Raw genomic sequence first — 23,350 nt, forward strand, 5'->3', positions numbered from 1 at the left:
CAAGTGATCTGGTGCTTATGGCATAGTGGACACACCCGTTCCCATCCCGAACACGGAAGTTAAGCACTATCACGCCGACGATAGCCGCAAGGTGAAAATAGGGCAGTGCCAGGTTAAAAAAAGACTTTAAATAAGTCTTTTTTTTATTTGTTAAATTTTAACATTAAAAAATGCATTATTATTTTGAATAATGCATCGTATAAACATTAAAACATAATTTTTGACTTTTAAAACCAAGTTTTTCATATAGTGGTAACCCATCAGGAGTGGCAATTAAACCAGCATATTGGTAATTGGCTTGTTTTGCTTGGTTTAATAAATGAATTAGCATTTTCTTTGGCAAAACCTTGTTTTTGATGATTACTATGAGTTGCAATATCATCAATAATTGCTAATTCTGGTTCAAAGTATAAGTTGCCAGTTGAAACGGGAATGTTGTTTTTTGTTAAAATGGTTAAATAACTAATTTTTTCAGCTTGGTTTAATTCTCAAATTGATTGATATTTTGCAAGATCAATGAGGGATAAATCAAAGGCACTTTTAATAACTTTAACAACATCATGAACAATCGTTTGTGATGTTACTTCTTGAAATTGTTCATTCTGGTTTTCCCGATTAGTTATTGTAAAAGTTGATAAATTAATTAACATTCCTAATGCAGTTTCAAAGTGTTGTAAACCACTTTTTTCAAAAAATGATTTTTCAGAGCTTGGTTATTGTCAACGGTAATAGTACATCAAGTAAAAGGGGTTTTATTGATGTGATATTGGTCGATAATTTCCCCAGCTTTCGCAAATTGCTCGGCGGTTGCTAAATGGGAACTAATCACAATATTTAAATTACTTTTTGATTTACGTGAATCAATGTGATGAAAAAAATTCTTATAATCAGTTTCAACGAATTGTTTTCCTTCATCATGTTTTGGGTCCACCATATAATGAATAAAATTTGTTACTAACTTATTTAGTTTTTCATCATTAAAATTTAACATAACTTGTCTCCTTCTTACTAAGTATAATTTTATCATTTTTTATTTAATCAAAATCTTTTTTAAAACTTTATTTTGTTAAAATGAATGATTTGCTTTAATTTTTATGATTTTTTGATATAATGGGAATAGTCTATGTAAAAATATTAAGAAGTATTCTTATATAGGAACGAAACATAAAAAGATGAGGAGTTTATTTATGGCAGTAAAAAAGAAAGTTGTTATGCAAGAGGAGTTATCAGTAGTTGACTTAATAAATCAAATTATTGAAGAGGGAAAAGATTTAACTACTAAAACTGATGAAAAAGAAGCAAAAGAAAAATTAATCCGTGAAGAATGAATTAAAAAAAATAATGAAGCATCTATTTTGGCTGTAAAGAAATGAGAAGCAAAGATTGCTTTAGCAAAACAAAAAGAAATTAAAGCTTCTGCAAAAGTAAAAGACGTTGATAAAATTGAACAAGAACGAATTATTGTGTTAGAACAAAAACGTAAAGAAGAAATTGTAAAAAATAATACCTTATACGAAAAACGTGCTAAAAAACAAATGCGTTTAACAAATATTTCACGTGTTAAAAATGCGATGCGTGAGCGTAAAGTGATTTTATCAAAAGAATCATGAGAAAAAGAATCACAAAAGTGACAAAAATTATTAGATCAAGTTTCACGTTAGTTAACAAATTACACTGGTTTTTTATCAGTGTTTTTTTTCGAAAATTTAAATTGAAAGTTATAGTCTGTTTCATCGAGATAATTTAAGAAACTCTGATTAAATAAAAAGGGATATTTATTTGCAAAATAATATATCATTTTAATAAATGGAATTAAAACCGGAGTTGTTAAGGCGGTTGATGTTATTGCACAAATTGTATTATTTATTAACCAAAAGATTCAAACCCCAAGGGCTTGCTTAATATTTCCAAAAATAACTCAACTATATAGAAAAATGGCAATTAAATATTGTAAGTAAATTAAGACAAAAACGACAATTGGATATAAAAAATAATATTTAATAAAGCACCGACGCATAAAGAAAATAATAGTAACGATTAAATTTCAAGTAAAAAAGGTGAAAAAAACAAAAATAAAACCAAAGCCAGAATAGTATAAACAGATTAAAGCCGTATAAACATTACAAATAATATAGTTAAGATATCAACGGAAATAAATTGCTCAAATTGTTAGCATGAGATAGTCAAAGGTAATATAGTTTAAGGATAGAATACTAATTAATCGAAAAACAAAAGCTGGAATGGCAAGGGTTTTTTGGACAAATTTTATGTAGAGTAAAGATTTTTATATTAGACCTCTTGCGATACCCTTTTTTATTAAAATATTATTATAAAATATAATTTATGAGGACATAAAAATATGAACAATAATAAATTTAATACTCTTAATGATAGAGAATGGTTAAGATTAACAGGAATAAAAAAATCCACTTTTAATAAAATGTTAGATATTTTAAAAGTTGCTGAAATAGAAAAATTTAAAAAAGGTGGTAAAACTAATAAATTATCATTAGAAAATAGATTATTGATGACTTTATTATATTGACGAGAATATCAGACTTATTTTCATCTTGGTAAAAGTTTTGATATTAGTGAGGCTAATTGTTATCGTAATATTAAGTGAATTGAAGATATTTTAATTAAAAACTCTGATTTTCAACAACTTGCTGGTAAAAAAGCACTAATAAATGATTATTTTAATGATAAAACTATTATTATTGATGCTACCGAAACTCCAATCCAACGCCCAAAAAAAGACAAAAACAATCTTATTCTGGTAAAAAGAAAAAACACACGATCAAAACACAAGTAATTATCGAACAAGAAACCAAAAAAATTATTGCAACAAGTTTTTCGCTCGGAAAAAAACATGATTATGCTTTATTTAAAGAATCAAAAATCCCAATTTTAAAAAATACCAAATTAATAGTTGATAGTGGTTATCAAGGAATACAAAAAAATCACAATAATGTTCTAATACCTACAAAGAAAACAAAGAAAAACCCTTTAAACAAAGAACAAAAGCAATATAATAGACTAGTTTCAAAAATGAGAATTATTATTGAAAATATTTTTGCTATTCTTAAAAAATTTAAAATTATTACAGAAAAATATCGTAATCGAAGAAAAAGATTTGGTTTAAGATTTAATTTAATTGCCTCAATTTATAATTTACAATTATTATATTTAACATAAAATATTTATTTAAAATTAAATAATTTAAATAATAAATTAATTTTTCGTTGTGGAAAAATATTAAATTTTTAAATAAAAAACATAATTAATTAAAATTATATTTTTCTATTAGTATCTTTTTTACAAATATTTGCAATTTTTTAACAAGTAATGCAAGAAGTCTATTCAATTGGTGTTAAATAATTTAATTTGCTGTGAATTCGTACATTATTGTATCAATTAACATAGTCAAATAATTCTAATTTAAATTGTTCAATATTTTTAAATTTTCTGTTTTTAATTAATTCTGTTTTTAAAATTTTATAGGTTGATTCAGAAACAGCATTATCATAAGGACAGCCTGGTTTACTATAAGATTTTGCAACATTGTTTTTGGCTAAAAGATTGTAAATGATATTGTTATTAAATTCGCTGCCTTGATCAGTATGAAATATTTTAATATTATCTAAAGAAAAACTAAGCTTTTTAAAAGTATTTTCAACTAATTTGGCATCTTTATCGGAACTAACATCATAACCAATAACTTCACGATTAAATAAATCAATTAGAAAGCACACATAATATCATTTGCTATTGATAGCAACTTGTGTTAAATCACTGACAACAACTTCATGTAGTTTATAATTATTAAATTCTTGATTTAACAAATTATGATATTTGTATGTAGCGTTTTTGTTACTTTGATGTTTATATTTAAGTTTTGTATAATTGGAAATTAAGTTATATCTTTGCATTATTTTACTAATTTTTATTCGTGATAATAAAATATTTTGTTGTGCTAACATAACTTTAATTTTTCTTGTGCCATAATTTTTACGACTTTTTAAGAAAATACTGATAACAGCATTATCAATAGTATGGTTTGATTTAGGATTATTTGATTTCAATTGATAATAAAACGTTGATCTAGGAACTTTTAGTGTTTTGCATAAATTAATAATTGCATATTTTTCTTTGTTGTTTTTAATAATTACTATTTTTTGCCTATTATCAGTGTGGCTTGCTTTAAAATATCATTTTCCATTCGTAATTGTTTAATTTCTTTTCTTAGATGAATTAGTTCATTTTCTTCTGGGCTTCGATTATCTTTTGCTTTAAATGAACCAGAATTATTGAATTCATGAATTCATTTTCAAACTGTTGATTTACCGACCTGATAGTCACTGGACAATTGTTTTGCTGTTTTACCTGTTTTATAAAGACTAACAATTTGTTGTTTAAATTCATCGGTATAATGATTCTTTGCCATAATTACACCTCCATTTATTAATTTAATTATAATCCTTACTCCACATTATTGTTGTCCAATTTATCTTAACCCATCCAAACAATTACAGAATGATGACATGTTACTTATCAACGAACACTTTTTAAATATTATGATCCAAATAAATTAAATAAAGATGGCAGATATGGTGGTAACCGATTTGTCTTTTTGTTAGATGCCGAAATGGGACGAAAGCCATATCAGCGAATTCATTTTGACTTGTATATTAAAGTTCTTAAGGAATTAGATTCTGGGAAACTATATCAAGATATCATTGATAAATATAAAGATTCAAAAATTACCCCAATGACTGTTTCTAATATTTTTAGAAGTATTGATTTGGCAGAAATTAATGAAAACTTTAAACATACTGCCCTTCATAATAAAATAAAAGCCGATAGCAAATACATTTATTTGGGATTAGATGATACTTTTACTAAAATCTTTAAAAGACATAAAAAGATTGATAAGAATATGGTTCGATTAGCATATTTGCATACTGGAATTGATTGACAAAAATCTACTAAGAAACGACATTTTTCACAAAATAAGCTATTGTTAACGGTGATGTCAAAAAATGTAAATCTTAAGATGAAAGAATATCGGCAATTGTTAAAAGAATTCATTAATAATAATTATGATTTAACAGAAAAATCGTTAATAGTAATGGGTGATGGTGCTGAATGAATTAAAAAAATAGCAGAATATTTTAAATCAGACTATATTTTAGATGAGTTTCATTTAATGGCTAAAGTTCACCGTTGTTTTAATTTTCGTCGATTAAGTAAAGATTCAAAGAAAGTGCTAACAATAGAAGAAACACAGAAAAAAGCAATCTATCAAGATTTATATGCTTTTGTTCGAAAAGGGGGAGTTGATCATATCTTAGATTACTTAAAACCATTTTTAACAAAAGAAATGCAAGAAGTGTACCCATTTTTAAAGGATAAAAAAGACAAGGTTAAAGAATTAATTAAATATATTACTACAAATGCGAATGGCATTAGAAATTATCAGAATGAGTATTATATTGGTTGCCAAACAGAATCACAAATTTCACATAATGTTAAGGCATTAAAATCTTATGGAGCAAAAGCATATAGTGAAATTGTCTTTCGTACTATGTTATCGATGCGAATGGCAAAGGTTAATCAGTGAAGTCCAATTCAACTCATTATTAATGAACACATTGAAGAAGTTAAAGAAGCAACTGAGTATTATCGTCAAAATATGTGATTTCATCCAACAAATGAGAATTATGATTATGAATCAAAACAAGGTTCAGTCCCAATCTTAAAATCAAAAGAAAGAGGAATCACAAAATTAATCAGAAAAGTTCTTAGTTCAAAAAACTAATCAGTTAACAATTTGGAACAAATTTTAATAATTTGCATTTTTGCTGTTGCAGAATATAAATATTCATGGTTTAATTAGAATAACTTAAAAAGACAAAGTCTTGTTAATGCTTTTATACGAAAAAGAATTAAATTTATGTCTATTAAACAAACACTTACTTTATTCCAACATAAAGCGGTCAAAACACCAATAACGCTTTATTTTTTGGCGATTTTAGGATATAATTATTACATAGAGTTTTGGGGTTAAATTAAAGTGGGTGCTAAATAATGAAGAGCAATGACATTAAAATTTTAAAAATTAAACCAATTAAGCAAGGCCTTCTTAACAATCAGCATTCTGATTGTCAAGAGCCTTCTTTAATTGCTAAGTCACATTTTTTTGGTGGTGAAAATAGCCATTTTTTTAATAATGGTTTTTTTGCATCAAACTCATCTGTCCCAACACAAATGATGCCACAAAATTATCCTTCTTCATTAACCCAATGCCGAGAATTAAATTTAAATCTTGATAATCCTGACGCGTTAAAAGTTTTGCATACTCAAACAGAACAGTTAGAACAAGAAAAGACAAGTTTTCACCAACGGTTAGATCGAATAAAAACAACATTTGATGAAAAAGCACCTTTTCATAATGATAACCATTTACAAGAACCGCCAGTGATGAGCAAAAAGATTGATTTAACCCATTTTAATAATAACAATCCAGTTCATCGTGTTCTTAAAGATGATCAGATTGATGTTGATCGAACAGTCTTAAAAGCACAAGCGCGTGCTATTGCTCAAAAAATTGTCCAAAAAACAGAACAGGAAACAGCTCGGAAAACAAATGAGACAGTTGTTGAAAATAAACCTGTTTTAAAACCAAAATCAATTTTATCAACACATTTTCCGAAGGTTAGTGCTGTTAATCCAATTCCAAAAAAAGATGTTATTGTGACACAAAGTTATAATAATAAAACTCAAAATACAGAAAGTTCATCTTGAAAAAAATCACAACCGCTTTTTAATAATAAAATAAACTTAATTAAGGAAGAAGCAAAAAAACCGCAGACAAACGAGCCTGAACAACCAAGAACTAAACCAGAAGCTAAAGGGATTAACTTAAACGTCGCATTTGGTCGCGGTTCGGAGGTTTATGATGAAGCTGATGTTATGGAATGGGATATCACAAAACGACCAAATTTAGGACTTGATCATACGACTAATAAATATTATCTTCAAGAAGAAATAACCCCAAAAGAAGAAGAAAAGATAGGTTCTTTGCCAATAACGCAAAAAGATGAGTCTGAAACTGAAATACCACGGGCAATTGAAATTGATGAACCAGTAGGAAACTATCGAATCAATAATTTTTATGCAAGTTTGTTTGATACAGTAGAGTCAACTGCTAAACCAAGCAAACCAATTAAAAATGTTAAAATTAAACGAATTCGTGCAAAGAAGCAGGTAAAATCCAACGATGAGGATCTAAATCAAGAAAATCAAAAAAAATGATGTTCAACCAGCAACTTTTTTTAGTAATAGTTATCAAATTCAACTATTACCAAACGGAAGACAAAGAATTAGTAAAATTAGGAAAAATAACATTATTACATGACGTAATCCAACGATTTTAACAGCACGGATTATGGCTGTTGTTGGTCTAATTCTTTTATGTGGTGCTTTTTTAATCTTTAATAATTGAATTAATAATTCATCATTGGATTTATATAATTTTATTACAACAACTTTTGGAGAATTTGATTTTATTCAAACTAACCAAGATTATTTTTTACCGAGCCGGTTGTTTATGATTATCTTGCTTAGTATCTATGCTATTGTTATTATTTTACCATTCTGTGTTATTCCTAATTTTAAAATTCAATTATATTTGCTTTTACCTTTTGGTTTATTATTATTAGGAAGTGTAATTGGAATTGCTTTGTATGGTTATTTTTACAGTAATAATACTTTTCTGTTAACAAGTGGTATAATGCAAATTATTAGTTATAGTTTTTTAATATTAGCAAATATCTTAATGTCAATAGGGATTTTATTCTTAAAGCGTCAAAAAAGATAACACTAAGTTTTTTAAACTTAGTGTTTTAATGTTAAAATAATATTGCTAATTATATTATTAAGGGAAGTGATTATAAATGGAAAAAGTTGTTGTCGGCTTATCGGGAGGTGTTGACTCTTCTGTTAGCTTATATTTATTACAACAAGCTGGCTATCAAGTTGAAGGGCTGTTTATGCGAAATTGAGATAGTCAATTAAATAATGATATTTTAGGGAATAAGGCAATCAATAATCCAATTTGCCCCCAAGAAGTTGATTATAATGACGCAGCAAAAGTTAGTGCTGCTTTGAAAGTGCCATTACATCGCGTTGATTTTATTAAAGAGTATTGAGAATATGTCTTTGAATATTTTATTAGTGAGTATCAAAAAGGACGAACACCAAACCCAGATATTTTATGTAATAAATATATTAAATTTGATTATTTTTTAAAGTATGCGATTAATAATTATCAAGCTGATTTTATTGCAATGGGGCATTATGCGCGGGTACAATTTAATCAAGAAATAAATGAATATCAATTATTACGAGGAGTCGATGGTGACAAGGATCAGACTTATTTTTTAAGTCAATTAAATCAACATCAATTAGCAAAAACAATTTTTCCGTTAGGAAATTTAACCAAAAAAGAAGTTCGAGAAATTGCTAATGCACAAAATTTAATAACAGCAAATAAAAAAGATTCAACTGGAATTTGTTTTATTGGTGAACGTGATTTTAAAAACTTTTTGCAAAATTATATTCCAAATCAAAATGGTTTGATTGTTGATATTGAAACAAAAGAAGTTGTTGGAACACATAATGGTATTATGTATTATACAATTGGGCAACGACGAGGATTAAATTTAGGGGGGATGACAGAACCTTATTTTGTTGCTGGCAAAAATGCGGCAAAAAATATTTTATATGTGGCAAAAAGTAGTGAAGAAAAATGACTATATTCAACTAGTTGTCTTGTAACAGATGTTAATTGAATTAATACACTGAAAACTGATCAGTTTAACTCTACAGCAAAATTTCGTTATCGCCAAAAAGATATTCCAGTTAAAGTAACGGTTTTAAGTGATGACAAATGTCTTGTTCATTTTGATAATAAAGTAAAAGCGATAACTCCTGGTCAAGCTGCCGTTTTTTATGATGGTGATGTTTGTCTTGGTAGTGGAACAATTGATGAAGTTTATTTAAATGATCAAAAACTATGTTACTTATAAGAAAGGAATATTGTAATGGCTGAAAAGATACGTGGTTATTTAAAATTAATTGTTTTTGAATCAAAGAATGGTTATCGGATTTGTAAATTTCAATTAGAAAAAGATAAAACCCATTTTATCTTTATTAAAGGTTTTTTAGCAACGTTACAACCTGATCAATTATACGAATTAACTGGTGAATTTGTTTATAATAATCGTTATGGTCAAAATTTTGAAGTTAAAGAATTAAAACAAATTGGACCCCAAAGCAATGATGAAGTTTTGAAATACTTAACAAGTAGTTTGTTTCCAACAATCGGAGCAAAAACAGCACAAAGTATTATTGATTATTATGGAAACGATATTGTTAGTAAAATTAAGTCCAATATTTTAGAACTAAAACAAATTCCAGGAGTTACTACTAAACAAGCGGATATTATTGCAAAATCATTTAACGAAATGAGCCAAGATGATGAATTAAACCATCAATTTAATCAAAAAGGGTTGTCTTTGCAAGTTTTATCATTATTAAAAACAAAATATAATGTTGATCAAATTTATGCTTTATTAACAAAAGACCCTTATTCATTACTGTTAAAAGATAATATTTCATTCAAAATAATTGATCAAATTTATTTAGCGCTTGACCAAGACCCGCTTAGTGATATTCGAATTGGTTATTATGCCTGATATTTAGCAAAAGAATTTTGTAATAATACTGGTGATACTTATTTAACATTAGATGAATTAACAGTTATTTTACAAAAACATTTTAATGATTTAACAAAAGAATCTATTTTAGCGGGGTTAAAATATAGTAAAGAAATCAACTTACTAATTTTTAAAAATGATAAAATTTATGTTGCAGAAATATATCATAGTGAGTTAAATATTGCTGCCATGTTAAGTGGTCTAAATTCAACGGATCAATATGATGAAGAAAAACTGGTAAAGCATTTAGAGAAGTTAACAAGCAAGAAACAAATTAGTTACAATGCAAATCAAACGAAAGCAATCAAAGCCGCTGTTCATTCCAATTTTTTAGTAATTATTGGTGGTCCAGGAACTGGTAAAACAACTGTAGTTGATGGAATTGTTAGTATTTTAAAGCAAGTTTATCAACAATCAAAAATTGTTTTAGCAGCACCAACCGGAAAGGCAGCAAAACGATTGCGCGAAAAAACAGGACAAAAAGCCTTAACGATTCATAAATTATTGAAATATGATGCAATTACAAATCAGTTTTTTTATAATGAAAGTAATCCGTTAGAAAATGATATTTTAATTTTAGATGAAGTTAGTATGGTTGATAGTTTGTTATTAGCTCAAATTGCCAAAGCTAGTTTAAATTTACGAAAATTAATTTTAATTGGTGATCCAAATCAGTTGCCTTCTGTTGCCTGCGGTAACACTTTACGTGATATTATCCAAAGTGATGTTTTCAATGTCATTAAGTTAGAAGAAGTTTACCGCCAAGAAGCAGGAAATGATATTTTGGAATTAAGTTATGCGATTGAGCAAGACCATTTTGAATATGATTTACTAAACAAAAAAGATTTAACTTTTATTGAAGAAACTGATCCTCATTTATTATTAACAACAATTGGTGATTTATATCAGAAACTAAATGAAGAAAAATCAGGAGATTATAATGCAATTCAAGTAATTGCTCCGATGTATAATGGTCCTGTTGGCATTAACATGTTAAACACCTATTTACAAGATAAAATAAATCGTTCTTATGGCCAAAAAGAGATTAAAATTGGTCATCGGATTTTTCGGGTTAATGATAAAGTAATGCAATTAAAAAATCGTCCCGAGTTGGAAATTTATAATGGTGATGTTGGAGTTATTGTTGATATTAAAAAAGATAGAAACTTTAACGATGTTTTATTAATAAAATATGACAACATTGTTGAATATAGTAAAGAAATGTATTACGATATTACTTTAGCTTATGCATGTAGTGTGCACAAATTGCAAGGAAGTGAATATGATAATATCATTTTTGTTATCACTAAAAGTTTTTGAATGATGTTAAAACGGAATTTAATATATACTGCAATTACTCGAGCAAAAACAAATTTATATTTAATTGGCGAACAAAGAGCTTTTTTGCAAGGTGTTAATAATTTGTCGCAAAAACGGCGAACAACGCTAGAAGAAGTTCTTAAAGATTATTAAATATAGGATTTGTTTTATTGTTGTTTTTGCTTTTATGATGTTAATTTAAAATAAATTATTTTTTTAGGCCAAAACAGTTTTTTTGTTATAATGATGGTGCTTAAAACTAAAACTATAGCAGTTTATTTTTAAGCAGACATAGAAACATATTTTATAGTTTTCATTAGTTTATATTTAGAATGTGTAATTAAATTTAGTTTTAATTACACATTTTATTTTTTTAGTGTGTGATTTTATTGGTTAATTTTAAATAGACTTCTTGCATTACTTGTTAAAAAATTGCAAATATTTGTAAAAAAGATACTAATAGAAAAATATAATTTTAATTAATTATGTTTTTTATTTAAAAATTTAATATTTTTCCACAACGAAAAATTAATTTATTATTTAAATTATTTAATTTTAAATAAATATTTTATGTTAAATATAATAAATGTAAATTATAAATTGAGGCAATTAAATTAAATCTTAAACCAAATCTTTTTCTTCGATTACGATATTTTTCTGTAATAATTTTAAATTTTTTAAGAATAGCAAAAATATTTTCAATAATAATTCTCATTTTTGAAACTAGTCTATTATATTGCTTTTGTTCTTTGTTTAAAGGGTTTTTCTTTGTTTTCTTTGTAGGTATTAGAACATTATTGTGATTTTTTTGTATTCCTTGATAACCACTATCAACTATTAATTTGGTATTTTTTAAAATTGGGATTTTTGATTCTTTAAATAAAGCATAATCATGTTTTTTTCCGAGCGAAAAACTTGTTGCAATAATTTTTTTGGTTTCTTGTTCGATAATTACTTGTGTTTTGATCGTGTGTTTTTTCTTTTTACCAGAATAAGATTGTTTTTGTCTTTTTTTGGGCGTTGGATTGGAGTTTCGGTAGCATCAATAATAATAGTTTTATCATTAAAATAATCATTTATTAGTGCTTTTTTACCAGCAAGTTGTTGAAAATCAGAGTTTTTAATTAAAATATCTTCAATTCACTTAATATTACGATAACAATTAGCCTCACTAATATCAAAACTTTTACCAAGACGAAAATAAGTCTGATATTCTCGTCAATATAATAAAGTCATCAATAATCTATTTTCTAATGATAATTTATTAGTTTTACCACCTTTTTTAAATTTTTCTATTTCAGCAACTTTTAAAATATCTAACATTTTATTAAAAGTGGATTTTTTTATTCCTGTTAATCTTAACCATTCTCTATCATTAAGAGTATTAAATTTATTATTGTTCATATTTTTATGTCCTCATAAATTATATTTTATAATAATATTTTAATAAAAAAGGGTATCGCAAGAAGTCTAATGTATTTATAGCAAACAGCTTCAAGAGTATGAGACCACTTGTTTTTTTTGTTTTTTTGTCATAATTAAAAACATATGTAGCAAAAATATGCTGAAGGGGAGACTGAAAAAATGAAAAAATTATTGGCGTTATTGGGTATTTCTGCTTTCACTGTAACAGGAGCTAGCACAATTGTTAGTTGTCATCGGGGGAGCGACTCAGATGATTCAAATACTGGAGCAGCAAAGGATGCCGAGACTTTAAATAAAATTTCGCAACGCATTTCAAATGCATTTTTAGAGTATGCTCGCACCAGAAACACAATTAATAGTAAGGATTATCAACCAACATTTGATGAGTTATATACTATGGTTGATAAAACGACACAAAGTAAAGCATTAGATCAAAATGATCCTAAAGTTGTTGGTGCTTTACAAATTTTAAAAACTAGTTTTATGGCTGTTTTTAACAATGTGAATCAACAAATTATTAATGATTATTCAAATTATTATATTGATACTAAACCAATTGATTTATCTGAAGATAGTTTAAAATATAATTTAAATTTTATTGATACAGAAAAATTAGCAAAGTTAGCAAATAATCCAGCTGTTAAAGATGTTAAAGCAACCCGATTAGATTTTAGTTTTAGTTTTAAGGTTAATTTTAAAAATTTAGCAACCACTTCAAATTACTTTATTCAATATGTTATTACTGATGATCCAAAGACAATGGGGGATGTTTTACGTGGTGTTGTTGAAAAACTTTCAAAAGTAATTGTAAAATTTTTTGTTAAAGAAGGAACATTCCAAATTGATAAAACTCCAGGTTTTGAAGAAATTTATAATGATTTTAATGTTAACTATACCCAAGGCTTTCGTGATTTAGATAATATTATTTTAGCAAAATTAAAAAAAGCCATTGCGGAAGATTCTGATTCAGCAAACCTTGTTGGAAGTATTAAATATAATGATTCATTAACGTTATTAACTTTATTAACAAGCGCTATTAATAACAGCACAAATGGGGTTGATCTTGTAACTGAAAAAACAGCTTCTTATGTTTGAGCCGGAATGGGTTATCAACCAGATAAAATTACACCAGAAAACTTTGTTACATTTTATCGTTCATTAGTTAATATTTTTAATACAGGACATAATAGTTTAAATTTAGCTTATTTTAATGTTAATTTATCAAAAATGTTAGTTGCTGGATTTCCATTATTGGGGGCAGTTATGAACGGCGGTGAAGCATTAAAAGTTCAAGTTGAAATTACAAAAGATGGTTTGGATAAAAAACTACTGGAATATGGAAAATTGGTAACAGCTTTTTATAAACATTTTCGTCTTGAATCAAATAAAAATTCTGGGGTTTGACATCTTAGTGAGTCCGCCTTTAATAAAATTTTAGCTTTACCAGAATATAAATATCAAAAGGTTTTAAGAATTTTAATTGATGATTTTAAAGCATCTTCTGAGGCCAAAGGCTTATCAGGATTAGATATTTTTACAACAGGTGATTGAAAAAAACGTGGTCATGATGTTACTTTAAATGATACAAAAGATACTTTTTCATTACGTCGTGGTACGGTCTGAAACTTTGATCTAACTTTTGGGACAAATAATGCCGTTTATTATACTGGGTGAACATCAACATTATTTACATTACAATTTACTAAAAAATAACATTAACTTAAAAAGCAAGAAAGTTCTTGCTTTTTTTATTTTAATATTAGACTTCTTACATTACTTGTTAAAAAATTGCAAATATTTGTAAAAAAGATACTAATAGAAAAATATAATTTTAATTAATTATGTTTTTTATTTAAAAATTTAATATTTTTCCACAACGAAAAATTAATTTATTATTTAAATTATTTAATTTTAAATAAATATTTTATGTTAAATATAATAATTGTAAATTATAAATTGAGGCAATTAAATTAAATCTTAAACCAAATCTTTTTCTTCGATTACGATATTTTTCTGTAATAATTTTAAATTTTTTAAGAATAGCAAAAATATTTTCAATAATAATTCTCATTTTTGAAACTAGTCTATTATATTGCTTTTGTTCTTTGTTTAAAGGGTTTTTCTTTGTTTTCTTTGTAGGTATTAGAACATTATTGTGATTTTTTTGTATTCCTTGATAACCACTATCAACTATTAATTTGGTATTTTTTAAAATTGGGATTTTTGATTCTTTAAATAAAGCATAATCATGTTTTTTTCCGAGCGAAAAACTTGTTGCAATAATTTTTTTGGTTTCTTGTTCGATAATTACTTGTGTTTTGATCGTGTGTTTTTTCTTTTTACCAGAATAAGATTGTTTTTGTCTTTTTTTGGGCGTTGGATTGGAGTTTCGGTAGCATCAATAATAATAGTTTTATCATTAAAATAATCATTTATTAGTGCTTTTTTACCAGCAAGTTGTTGAAAATCAGAGTTTTTAATTAAAATATCTTCAATTCACTTAATATTACGATAACAATTAGCCTCACTAATATCAAAACTTTTACCAAGATGAAAATAAGTCTGATATTCTCGTCAATATAATAAAGTCATCAATAATCTATTTTCTAATGATAATTTATTAGTTTTACCACCTTTTTTAAATTTTTCTATTTCAGCAACTTTTAAAATATCTAACATTTTATTAAAAGTGGATTTTTTTATTCCTGTTAATCTTAACCATTCTCTATCATTAAGAGTATTAAATTTATTATTGTTCATATTTTTATGTCCTCATAAATTATATTTTATAATAATATTTTAATAAAAAAGGGTATCGCAAGAAGTCTATTATGTTAAAGAATTTTAAAGATAGTATGCACCAGATGTAGGCCGCAATTTTGCCGCGTTTTATCAGTGGACCGAATAAAGTAAGTGTTTACTGGATTTTACCAGCAAACACTTACTTTATTCCAACAGTGTTGTCGTTTTAGGAAAAAGTTTACTTTTAACTTGCATTTTAAAATTAAACTTTATATTATTACTTTAACAACTTTAAAAAGCAATTTTGGATGTTACGGGAATTAGGTGAAAATCCTAGGCTGTCCCAGCAACTGTAAAGTGGATGAAAGCTAACATATGCCATTGAGAAGATACTTCTTGAGAAGGAATAGCGAGTAAAGTGAAACTGAGCCAGTAGACCGATCTAAAAAACATTGATATTTTATCAGTGCTGCCTTTATAGTTATTATCCCTGGGGTTGGATAGTTAATTATTTATTAGTGAAAAACTATTAAATAATAATTTGAAAGACGTCAAAAAGCGTTTTTTAGTTGTTAATTTAAAGCGATAATCCTATTAGGGCATTATTTAAAATAATAATAATTAAAAAATCTTTAAGTTTAATAAAACTAATTTTAAAATATTTTATAATTTTAATTTTTTATTAACCTAATTTATTAAATAAAAATAAAACTGTTAATTAAACATCACTTATATGAATATATTAAAATATTCCTTTTCGTTTTGTTTAAATTTATTTTTAAGAAAAAGTATTTTAAATAATAATCTCATTAATAGGATCGTTAGTCCAATAAAGGTACAAAAAGAAGGAAATAAAAAAATGACACCACATATTAATGCAAAACCAACGGATATTGCAAAAGTTGTTTTAATGCCCGGTGATTCGTTACGAGCAAAAGCAATTGCGGAAAAATATTTGACCGATTACAAATTAGTCAATGAGGTTCGAAATATGTTTATGTATACAGGAAAATATCAAGATATTGAAATTACAATTGCTGGAAGTGGGATGGGTTGTCCAAGTATTGGAATTTATTCCTATGAATTATTTAAATTTTATGATGTTGATTATATTATTCGCATTGGTTCAGCGGGTAGTTATAAATCAGAGTTTGAACTATATGATATTTTCAATGTTCGCGAAGCGTTTGGTGAAAGTAATTATGCCAAAATTGCTGCTAATATAGATTCTCATCTAATTCCATCAAGTGAAAAATTATTCAATACGATTGAAGATGTAGCGTTAAAGCAAGGAATCAAAACACATACTGGTACTGCCTATGCTGCTGATGTTTTTTATCGCTATGATGAGTCGTTATCATTTACGAAAGAACATAATCTAGATGTTGTTGAAATGGAATCATATGCCTTGTTTGCAAATGCAATTGTGACCAAAAAACAAGCAGCAACATTGCTAACTATTTCTGATAACCTTGTTACAAAACAAGCAGCTTCAGCAATGGAACGCCAAAATAATTTTATGGTAATGGTGCAATTGGCGTTAACAACGGAAGTGCAATTAATGAAATAACCTAACGGAGGAGAAGAAATGAAAATTGCTGTTTTTGGAACTGTTGGTGCTGGGAAAACAAAAGTTAGTGAGACGTTATGTCAACAGTTAAATTATAATTTATTTAAAGAACCCTTAGAAGAAAACCCATATTTTAATGATTTTTATCAGGATATGAAAGGATTTGCCTTTAAAATGCAAATTTACATGTTGACAACCAGAATTGAACAATTTTTTGAAATTGATAATTTAGAAGATACTGTTTTTGATCGCACGATTTTAGAAGATCCGGTTTTTGTTCGGGTTTCACATTTGTTAGAAATTATGAATGATGTTGATTTTAAAGTTTACAATCGTTTTTTTCAAAATGTTATTACACCAATTTTAAAACAAAAATTAGGGTTTGATGTCATTATTTATTTAAAAGTTTCAACAGCAAAAGCTGTTGAACGGATTAATAAGCGTGGCCGCGTATTAGAATTAGAAACGCCATACCATTATTGGGAAAAATTAAATGAACAATATGAGGTCTTATATTATGAATTAAAGGATTATTATCATTTCATTGTTGTTGATGCTGATAACGATAATTTTGCAGAAAAAATGACCTTTATTATGCAGAAATTATTAATGATAGATAATAAAGTTCCTTGTTTAATTTAAAAATAATTATCGTTGATATTTTAAATTTATTAGGAGGAAAACGAAATGAAAGATACAAATAATAATATTGAAACAAAAAGCTTAAGTAATTTACGAATTTTAGGCTTAGATCCAATTATCTATAATAAAACTGGCCATCCAGGGATTGTTTTAAGTGCAGCGCCAATGATGCAAGCAATTTATTTAAACAATTTAATTGCTAATCCAGCTGTCCCCGATTGAATTAATCGTGACCGTTTTGTGCTATCGCCAGGACATGCGTCAACGCTTCAATATGCAATTTTACATTTTGCAGGTTATGATTTATCAATTGATGATTTAAAAAATTATCGCCATATTAATTCAAAAACCCCAGCGCACCCTGAATATGGTGTAACCCCAGGGGTTGATAATTCATCGGGACCATTAGGCCAAGGTGTTGGTTATGGCGTTGGAATGGCATTAGCAGAACAACATTTAGCTGCTAAGTTTAATAAATCAGGACATGACATTATTGATCATTATACTTATGTTTTGTGTAGTGATGGTGATTTACAAGAGGGGGGTGCTCTTGAGGCAATCCAGTTAGCTGGAGTATGAAAGTTAAATAAATTAATTATGTTGTATGATTCAAATGATTGTCAATTAGATACCAAGTGTGATGAAGTTTTAAAAGTAAATTATCAAAAATTTTTTGAAGCACAAAATTGAAATTATATTCGCGTTGATAATGCTGATGAAGATTTAACAGCAATTAAAAAGGCAATCACAGCAGCGCAAAAAAGTGATAAGCCAACTTTAATTGAGTGTAAAACAATTATTGGTTATGGGCATCCAAAACAAGGCTCACCAATGCATTCATCACCGTTTACAGCAGAAGAAATGCAACAAGTGCAAACCTTTTATGATTTTGAACATCCGCAATTTTATGTTGACCCAGATGTTAAAACTTATTGAAAGGATGCTTTTATTAAACGCGGTCAAGAAACATACCAAACATGAGCAAAAAAATTAAAAGCTTATCAAACTGCTTTTCCCGAGGAATTCAAGCAATTATTTGCTGCTCCGACTGTTGAATTTGATGCTTTTAAATCCTTTTTAACAACTGATCAAAATAAAAAAGCAGGAACAAGAATTATTATGGGGGATGTTTTTAAATATTATCAACAAAAATGTCCTAATAATATGTTTGGTGGTAGTGCTGATTTGGGAACAGCGACAAAGATTATTGGTTATAATGGTTCATGAACAATTAAGACACCCCAAAATAATAATATTCATTTTGGGGTTCGGGAATTTGCCGCCGGGACAATTAGCATTGGAATTGAATTACATCAAGGATTAAAAGGATTTAATTCAACGTTTTTAATTTTTTCTGATTATATGAAACCGTGCATTAGAATGGCATGTATTCAAAATTTACCGGTTATTTTTGCTTTTTCACATGACTCAATTGGGGTTGGTTTTGATGGTAAGTCGCACCAGCCAGTTGAACAATTAGCAATGTTACGAAATTGTCCGAATTTAAACGTTTTACGTCCCGCTGATATTAATGAAGCAATTGGTTGTTTAAAACTTGTTGTTGAAACAAAAAAAACGCCTTCAGCATTAATTTTATCGCGCCAAGATACCCCTTATCAGTTAGCTACAACTTGTTATAAAAAAACATTGCAGGGAGGATATATTGTTGTTGAAGAAGACAAGACAAAACCATTAACGGCAATTATTATTGCAACAGGAACCGAAGTCCCAATTGCAATTAATGCGGCTAAGACAATGAAAGCAAATATTCGGGTGGTTTCAATGCCATCGGTTGAATTATTTGACCAGCAACCAATTGCTTATCAAGAAAGCGTAATTCCAAAAGACTTTCCAAAAGTAATTGCAATTGAGTTTTCTAATGACTATGTTTGATACAAATTTGTTGGTAAAACTGGTTTAGTAATTGGTGTTGATGATTATGGTTTATCAGGAAGTGCTGATGCTGTTATTAAGTACAAATGCTTAGATCAAGACACGATTATTCAAAGAATTGAAAAATATTTAGGTTAAGTAATGAATGATTTACCCAAAATTTTAGAACAGAAAGTTTTTTATGTTATTCGTAATCAAGATTATAATGTTGCCCAGCAAATTTGTGAAATGTTAATCAATTTGCAAGTGACATGTTTAGAATTAACTTTTACAATTCCAAAGGTTGAATTATTAATTAAAGCATTACGAAAAAAATATCCAACAATTTTAGTTGGCGCTGGAACCGTTTTAACATTAGCAGAAGCAATCTTAGCAGCTGAAGCAGGAGCACAATTTTTAGTTGGCCCTGTTTTTAACCCGACAGTTAGTGAATTTTGTCATCGCAAAGGATTATTTTATATTCCAGGAGCAATGACCTTACAGGAAGTGACGAATATTGTTAATGCTGATTGAGAAATTATTAAGATTTTTCCAGCGACTGCTTTTAAATTAAATTTTATTCAAACTTTAAAAACCTTTTTTCCAACAAAAACATATATGGCTTCAGGGGGAATTAATTTAACAAATTTAAAAGAAGCAAAAACGCTAGGGTATGACTTAGTAGCAGTTGGGGCTTTTGTAACGGGTGATATTAATAATAAAATTTTTGAACAAGAAAAAATAAAAACAATAATTAGCACAATTAACCAAGAAGGAGTATAATAATGCAAGATAATAAAAAAGTAATTTATAATGCTGGAAGCATGTTTACTGAAGCACAATGAAATACCCGAAAAGTAGAAGGGGATCGGTTACGAGCAATGTTTCCTGATTTTATTATTGGAAATCCAGTTGATTTTGAAACAAATCAAACCGTCCGTCCAACTAATAAAGCAATTTTTGACTTAGATTATGCTGGTTTAACCACCGCTGATTATGTCATTTTTGAGTTAGATGGATGAGATTCTGGGACTCATATGGAATTTGGATTAATCGTCGAACAAGCAATTCATAATAAGAAAAAATATCTCTTCCCAATTATTTCTGATTTTCGAGTACAACAGGGAATTTTAAAAGGAGAATGTCCTGGTTTTGGCCTAAATGAAATGTTAACAGGGGCATTGTATCATGAACCGTTAAATAGTGGTAATGTTCCTCAAATTACTTTATGTAGTTCACATGCAATGGCGTGTGCAGCAATTAAAGCGATTGAAACTGGGGATGTAAAAGATTATCGCCAAAAATATGATATAAAAGAAATCTTTAAAGAAGATAAATTATATCATGGCTTTGATTGTCATATTTAATCCCGTTGTTTCAAAAAAATATTATTTAAATAAAAAGCAATATTTTATAAATTAAAGGAATAAAATATTGCTTTTTTAGTGTTAAAATGTTATGACTTAATTGTCTCAAACATTTGATTACAAATTAATTATGGAAAACTAATTTACATCAATTGTTTAAATTGTTCTGACCTCGTTCTTTAACTAATATTGAAAAATAATAAGTAAAAAAATAGAGTAACAATAAGTTAAACTTTTAATTTATAAATTAGAAAATATTGAAAGGAGAATATTAAATATAAATGGATCAAAATTATATCTATGGAAATTCAGAAGGTTCTTTTGAAGGAAAAAAACCAGATAATCTATGTCGTGCTGGTTGTATTTTATCGATTGTTATATCATCAATTTTATTAGGGTTTTTTGTTCTTTGTGCATTATTAGCTTTTGTTATGACAACTGGTTACTTTGCTGGTTTTGGGGCAATGGCTGGAATTATGTACTTAATAATTGGGTCAGTTCAAATTGCCCCAATAATATTGTGCACCAGTGTTTTAAAGGGTAAAGCAGAATCACACATTGCTGCTGGAATTGTTTCGTTATTATTTTCATTTTTAATCGGTGGAATTTTAATTTTAGTGGGTAAATATGAAATCGATAAATCACGACCAATTATCATTAATCAACAACAAGATTAATGTTATTAAGGAAACTATTATTGTAAAATAATAGTTTTTTTATTAGACTTCTTGCGATACCCTTTTTTATTAAAATATTATTATAAAATATAATTTATGAGGACATAAAAATATGAACAATAATAAATTTAATACTCTTAATGATAGAGAATGGTTAAGATTAACAGGAATAAAAAAATCCACTTTTAATAAAATGTTAGATATTTTAAAAGTTGCTGAAATAGAAAAATTTAAAAAAGGTGGTAAAACTAATAAATTATCATTAGAAAATAGATTATTGATGACTTTATTATATTGACGAGAATATCAGACTTATTTTCATCTTGGTAAAAGTTTTGATATTAGTGAGGCTAATTGTTATCGTAATATTAAGTGAATTGAAGATATTTTAATTAAAAACTCTGATTTTCAACAACTTGCTGGTAAAAAAGCACTAATAAATGATTATTTTAATGATAAAACTATTATTATTGATGCTACCGAAACTCCAATCCAACGCCCAAAAAAAGACAAAAACAATCTTATTCTGGTAAAAAGAAAAAACACACGATCAAAACACAAGTAATTATCGAACAAGAAACCAAAAAAATTATTGCAACAAGTTTTTCGCTCGGAAAAAAACATGATTATGCTTTATTTAAAGAATCAAAAATCCCAATTTTAAAAAATACCAAATTAATAGTTGATAGTGGTTATCAAGGAATACAAAAAAATCACAATAATGTTCTAATACCTACAAAGAAAACAAAGAAAAACCCTTTAAACAAAGAACAAAAGCAATATAATAGACTAGTTTCAAAAATGAGAATTATTATTGAAAATATTTTTGCTATTCTTAAAAAATTTAAAATTATTACAGAAAAATATCGTAATCGAAGAAAAAGATTTGGTTTAAGATTTAATTTAATTGCCTCAATTTATAATTTACATTTATTATATTTAACATAAAATATTTATTTAAAATTAAATAATTTAAATAATAAATTAATTTTTCGTTGTGGAAAAATATTAAATTTTTAAATAAAAAACATAATTAATTAAAATTATATTTTTCTATTAGTATCTTTTTTACAAATATTTGCAATTTTTTAACAAGTAATGCAAGAAGTCTATTGTTATTTTAAGGTAATAAGGCTTATTTTATGCTATACATTATTTTAATATTAATGTTATAATAAAATGAGCAAAATATGATGAAAGTTATGGTGATGAAAATGAAAACAAATTTTATTACGAAATATCAAAGATTTATTAATGCTTTCTTTGTTATTTTTTTAGGATATATTTTTTTCTCATCATCTTTTTCAATTATTAATCTTGAAGATAATTATAGTTTCTTAAATATTGCATTAAATTTATTGTATTTGTTTTTATCAAGTATTATTTTTCTTTTTTTCACGGGAATTCTCACGCAAATCTTAGTTAATTTTCAGCAAATTAAAAAAGAAACGCTTTCAACTTGAAAAGTAATTTTATATTCAAATTGGCAAATTATTATCTTATGATTAGGTAATATTTTCATAATTTCAAGTGTTTTATTTTTTGGTGAAACTTCATTAATGATGCAATTAAAAATAATAATTAGTTATAAAGCAATATATTTTTTTCTAGTTATTTTTTGTTATGTTTTTTATGCAATTTTTACTCTTAGTTTTATTGCAATGTTATTACTATTTCGTTTATATATTGGGTATTTAAAAAATATTAATGATGTTATTTTTTCTAGTTATCAAACATTTTGAGCGGTAACACTAACAAATGATGTTTTTTGTCAACAACAAAAATTATCATTTTCCCTTTTATTAATGTTATTATTAGGTTTTGCTAGAGATCGCTGATTTTTTAAATGTACTTGTCTTATTGATAATTTACGTAAAACCGAACTATTAACACAATTTAAAAAACAATCAACACCACCTTGTTTTATTTTTAATTAAATTCAAATATTAAAAAATA

23 protein-coding genes, 1 rRNA gene, 2 pseudogenes and 1 riboswitch are annotated in these 23,350 nt (G+C 26.8%); of the genes and pseudogenes, 18 read left to right on the top strand and 8 right to left on the bottom strand.

Features of this window, described 5'->3' with window-relative positions:
* The first annotated feature begins 7 nt into the window (after positions 1-7).
* Positions 8-114 (top strand): 5S ribosomal RNA (rrf, locus tag MSROBK_RS04550).
* 113 nt (positions 115-227) lie between these two features.
* Here the strand turns inward: rrf and MSROBK_RS11535 are convergent.
* Positions 228-650: a hypothetical protein gene (locus tag MSROBK_RS11535; protein ID WP_227991452.1), complete on the bottom strand. Its 423-nt coding sequence runs from the start codon at positions 648-650 to the stop codon at positions 228-230.
* A gap of 2 nt (positions 651-652) precedes the next feature.
* Complete coding sequence (locus MSROBK_RS11540) at positions 653-991, bottom strand: helix-turn-helix domain-containing protein (protein WP_227991455.1); 339 nt, start codon at positions 989-991, stop codon at positions 653-655.
* 196 nt (positions 992-1,187) lie between these two features.
* Here MSROBK_RS11540 and MSROBK_RS04560 point away from each other — a divergent pair, with 196 nt between their 5' ends.
* Together MSROBK_RS04560 and MSROBK_RS04565 are read left to right on the top strand one after the other, a co-directional pair.
* The gene (locus MSROBK_RS04560) at positions 1,188-1,661 is read left to right on the top strand and encodes a hypothetical protein (protein WP_040093324.1); all 474 of its coding nucleotides are present in this window, start codon (positions 1,188-1,190) and stop codon (positions 1,659-1,661) included.
* 698 nt (positions 1,662-2,359) lie between these two features.
* Positions 2,360-3,195 (top strand): annotated as a pseudogene (locus MSROBK_RS04565) (IS5 family transposase).
* 161 nt (positions 3,196-3,356) lie between these two features.
* Here MSROBK_RS04565 and MSROBK_RS04570 read toward each other — a convergent pair.
* Positions 3,357-4,226 (bottom strand): IS3 family transposase, encoded by an 870-nt coding sequence (locus tag MSROBK_RS04570; RefSeq protein ID WP_206780842.1) that lies wholly within the window; start codon positions 4,224-4,226, stop codon positions 3,357-3,359.
* Positions 4,169-4,444 carry an IS3 family transposase gene (locus tag MSROBK_RS04575; RefSeq protein WP_040093310.1) on the bottom strand — a complete coding sequence of 92 codons (276 nt, stop codon included), beginning with the start codon at positions 4,442-4,444 and terminating at the stop codon, positions 4,169-4,171. Before MSROBK_RS04575 ends, MSROBK_RS04570 begins: the two co-directional genes overlap by 58 nt.
* Before the next feature lie 81 nt (positions 4,445-4,525).
* Here MSROBK_RS04575 and MSROBK_RS04580 point away from each other — a divergent pair, with 81 nt between their 5' ends.
* The 5 genes from MSROBK_RS04580 (at position 4,526) to recD2 (ending at position 11,252) form a co-directional block, all read left to right on the top strand.
* Positions 4,526-5,818 (top strand): Mbov_0401 family ICE element transposase-like protein, encoded by a 1,293-nt coding sequence (locus tag MSROBK_RS04580; RefSeq protein ID WP_369123223.1) that lies wholly within the window; start codon positions 4,526-4,528, stop codon positions 5,816-5,818.
* A gap of 269 nt (positions 5,819-6,087) precedes the next feature.
* A complete protein-coding gene (locus MSROBK_RS04585; protein WP_052443484.1) occupies positions 6,088-7,338 on the top strand; it encodes a hypothetical protein in 1,251 nt (416 codons plus the stop codon).
* A 109-nt stretch (positions 7,339-7,447) separates the two neighbouring features.
* Positions 7,448-7,879 carry a hypothetical protein gene (locus MSROBK_RS11545; RefSeq protein ID WP_052443485.1) on the top strand — a complete coding sequence of 144 codons (432 nt, stop codon included), beginning with the start codon at positions 7,448-7,450 and terminating at the stop codon, positions 7,877-7,879.
* A 76-nt stretch (positions 7,880-7,955) separates the two neighbouring features.
* Entirely contained in the window at positions 7,956-9,089 is a 1,134-nt protein-coding gene (gene mnmA / locus MSROBK_RS04590; protein ID WP_040093328.1) for a tRNA 2-thiouridine(34) synthase MnmA, read from the top strand.
* A 15-nt stretch (positions 9,090-9,104) separates the two neighbouring features.
* The gene (gene recD2, locus MSROBK_RS04595) at positions 9,105-11,252 is read left to right on the top strand and encodes an SF1B family DNA helicase RecD2 (protein WP_040093330.1); all 2,148 of its coding nucleotides are present in this window, start codon (positions 9,105-9,107) and stop codon (positions 11,250-11,252) included.
* 415 nt (positions 11,253-11,667) lie between these two features.
* Here recD2 and MSROBK_RS13330 read toward each other — a convergent pair whose 3' ends face one another.
* Both MSROBK_RS13330 and MSROBK_RS13335 read right to left on the bottom strand, forming a co-directional pair.
* The gene (locus tag MSROBK_RS13330; RefSeq protein ID WP_416375037.1) at positions 11,668-12,066 is read right to left on the bottom strand and encodes a transposase family protein; all 399 of its coding nucleotides are present in this window, start codon (positions 12,064-12,066) and stop codon (positions 11,668-11,670) included.
* Positions 12,051-12,503 carry an IS5 family transposase gene (locus MSROBK_RS13335; protein ID WP_040093331.1) on the bottom strand — a complete coding sequence of 151 codons (453 nt, stop codon included), beginning with the start codon at positions 12,501-12,503 and terminating at the stop codon, positions 12,051-12,053. Before MSROBK_RS13335 ends, MSROBK_RS13330 begins: the two co-directional genes overlap by 16 nt.
* A 180-nt stretch (positions 12,504-12,683) precedes the next feature.
* On the opposite strand from MSROBK_RS13335, the gene MSROBK_RS04605 reads away from it, so the two are divergent.
* Positions 12,684-14,237 (top strand): hypothetical protein, encoded by a 1,554-nt coding sequence (locus MSROBK_RS04605; RefSeq protein ID WP_040093332.1) that lies wholly within the window; start codon positions 12,684-12,686, stop codon positions 14,235-14,237.
* 211 nt (positions 14,238-14,448) lie between these two features.
* On the opposite strand, the pseudogene MSROBK_RS13340 reads toward MSROBK_RS04605, so the two are convergent.
* Positions 14,449-14,898 (bottom strand): annotated as a pseudogene (locus MSROBK_RS13340) (transposase family protein); the annotation flags it as partial.
* Positions 14,832-15,284, bottom strand: a complete 453-nt coding sequence (locus tag MSROBK_RS13345; RefSeq protein ID WP_040092446.1) for an IS5 family transposase — start codon at positions 15,282-15,284, stop codon at positions 14,832-14,834. The gene MSROBK_RS13345 and the pseudogene MSROBK_RS13340, both read right to left, overlap by 67 nt.
* A 271-nt stretch (positions 15,285-15,555) precedes the next feature.
* Positions 15,556-15,726: riboswitch (cobalamin riboswitch) on the top strand.
* 399 nt (positions 15,727-16,125) lie between these two features.
* Here MSROBK_RS13345 and deoD point away from each other — a divergent pair.
* From deoD to MSROBK_RS04650, 9 genes are all read left to right on the top strand, one after another.
* Positions 16,126-16,836: a purine-nucleoside phosphorylase gene (gene deoD, locus MSROBK_RS04615; protein ID WP_040093334.1), complete on the top strand. Its 711-nt coding sequence runs from the start codon at positions 16,126-16,128 to the stop codon at positions 16,834-16,836.
* An 18-nt stretch (positions 16,837-16,854) separates the two neighbouring features.
* Positions 16,855-17,478: a deoxynucleoside kinase gene (locus MSROBK_RS04620; protein WP_040093336.1), complete on the top strand. Its 624-nt coding sequence runs from the start codon at positions 16,855-16,857 to the stop codon at positions 17,476-17,478.
* Between the two features lie 45 nt (positions 17,479-17,523).
* The gene (tkt, locus tag MSROBK_RS04625) at positions 17,524-19,509 is read left to right on the top strand and encodes a transketolase (RefSeq protein ID WP_040093338.1); all 1,986 of its coding nucleotides are present in this window, start codon (positions 17,524-17,526) and stop codon (positions 19,507-19,509) included.
* A gap of 3 nt (positions 19,510-19,512) precedes the next feature.
* Positions 19,513-20,133, top strand: coding sequence for a bifunctional 4-hydroxy-2-oxoglutarate aldolase/2-dehydro-3-deoxy-phosphogluconate aldolase (locus MSROBK_RS04630; protein ID WP_040093340.1), 621 nt, complete (start codon positions 19,513-19,515; stop codon positions 20,131-20,133).
* 2 nt (positions 20,134-20,135) lie between these two features.
* The gene (locus MSROBK_RS04635) at positions 20,136-20,717 is read left to right on the top strand and encodes a TIR domain-containing protein (protein ID WP_040093343.1); all 582 of its coding nucleotides are present in this window, start codon (positions 20,136-20,138) and stop codon (positions 20,715-20,717) included.
* 281 nt (positions 20,718-20,998) lie between these two features.
* Positions 20,999-21,394, top strand: a complete 396-nt coding sequence (locus tag MSROBK_RS04640) for a hypothetical protein (RefSeq protein ID WP_040093344.1) — start codon at positions 20,999-21,001, stop codon at positions 21,392-21,394.
* 112 nt (positions 21,395-21,506) lie between these two features.
* Positions 21,507-21,959, top strand: a complete 453-nt coding sequence (locus MSROBK_RS13350) for an IS5 family transposase (protein WP_040092446.1) — start codon at positions 21,507-21,509, stop codon at positions 21,957-21,959.
* Complete coding sequence (locus MSROBK_RS13355; protein ID WP_416375037.1) at positions 21,944-22,342, top strand: transposase family protein; 399 nt, start codon at positions 21,944-21,946, stop codon at positions 22,340-22,342. The genes MSROBK_RS13350 and MSROBK_RS13355 overlap by 16 nt, the downstream gene beginning before the upstream one ends.
* Positions 22,343-22,584: 242 nt before the next feature.
* Positions 22,585-23,331: a hypothetical protein gene (locus MSROBK_RS04650; RefSeq protein WP_227991457.1), complete on the top strand. Its 747-nt coding sequence runs from the start codon at positions 22,585-22,587 to the stop codon at positions 23,329-23,331.
* The last annotated feature ends 19 nt before the right edge of the window (positions 23,332-23,350 follow it).

Origin of the sequence: Spiroplasma poulsonii, from assembly GCF_009866525.1 — a bacterium.
Classification (GTDB): domain Bacteria; phylum Bacillota_I; class Bacilli_A; order Mycoplasmatales; family Mycoplasmataceae; genus Spiroplasma; species Spiroplasma poulsonii.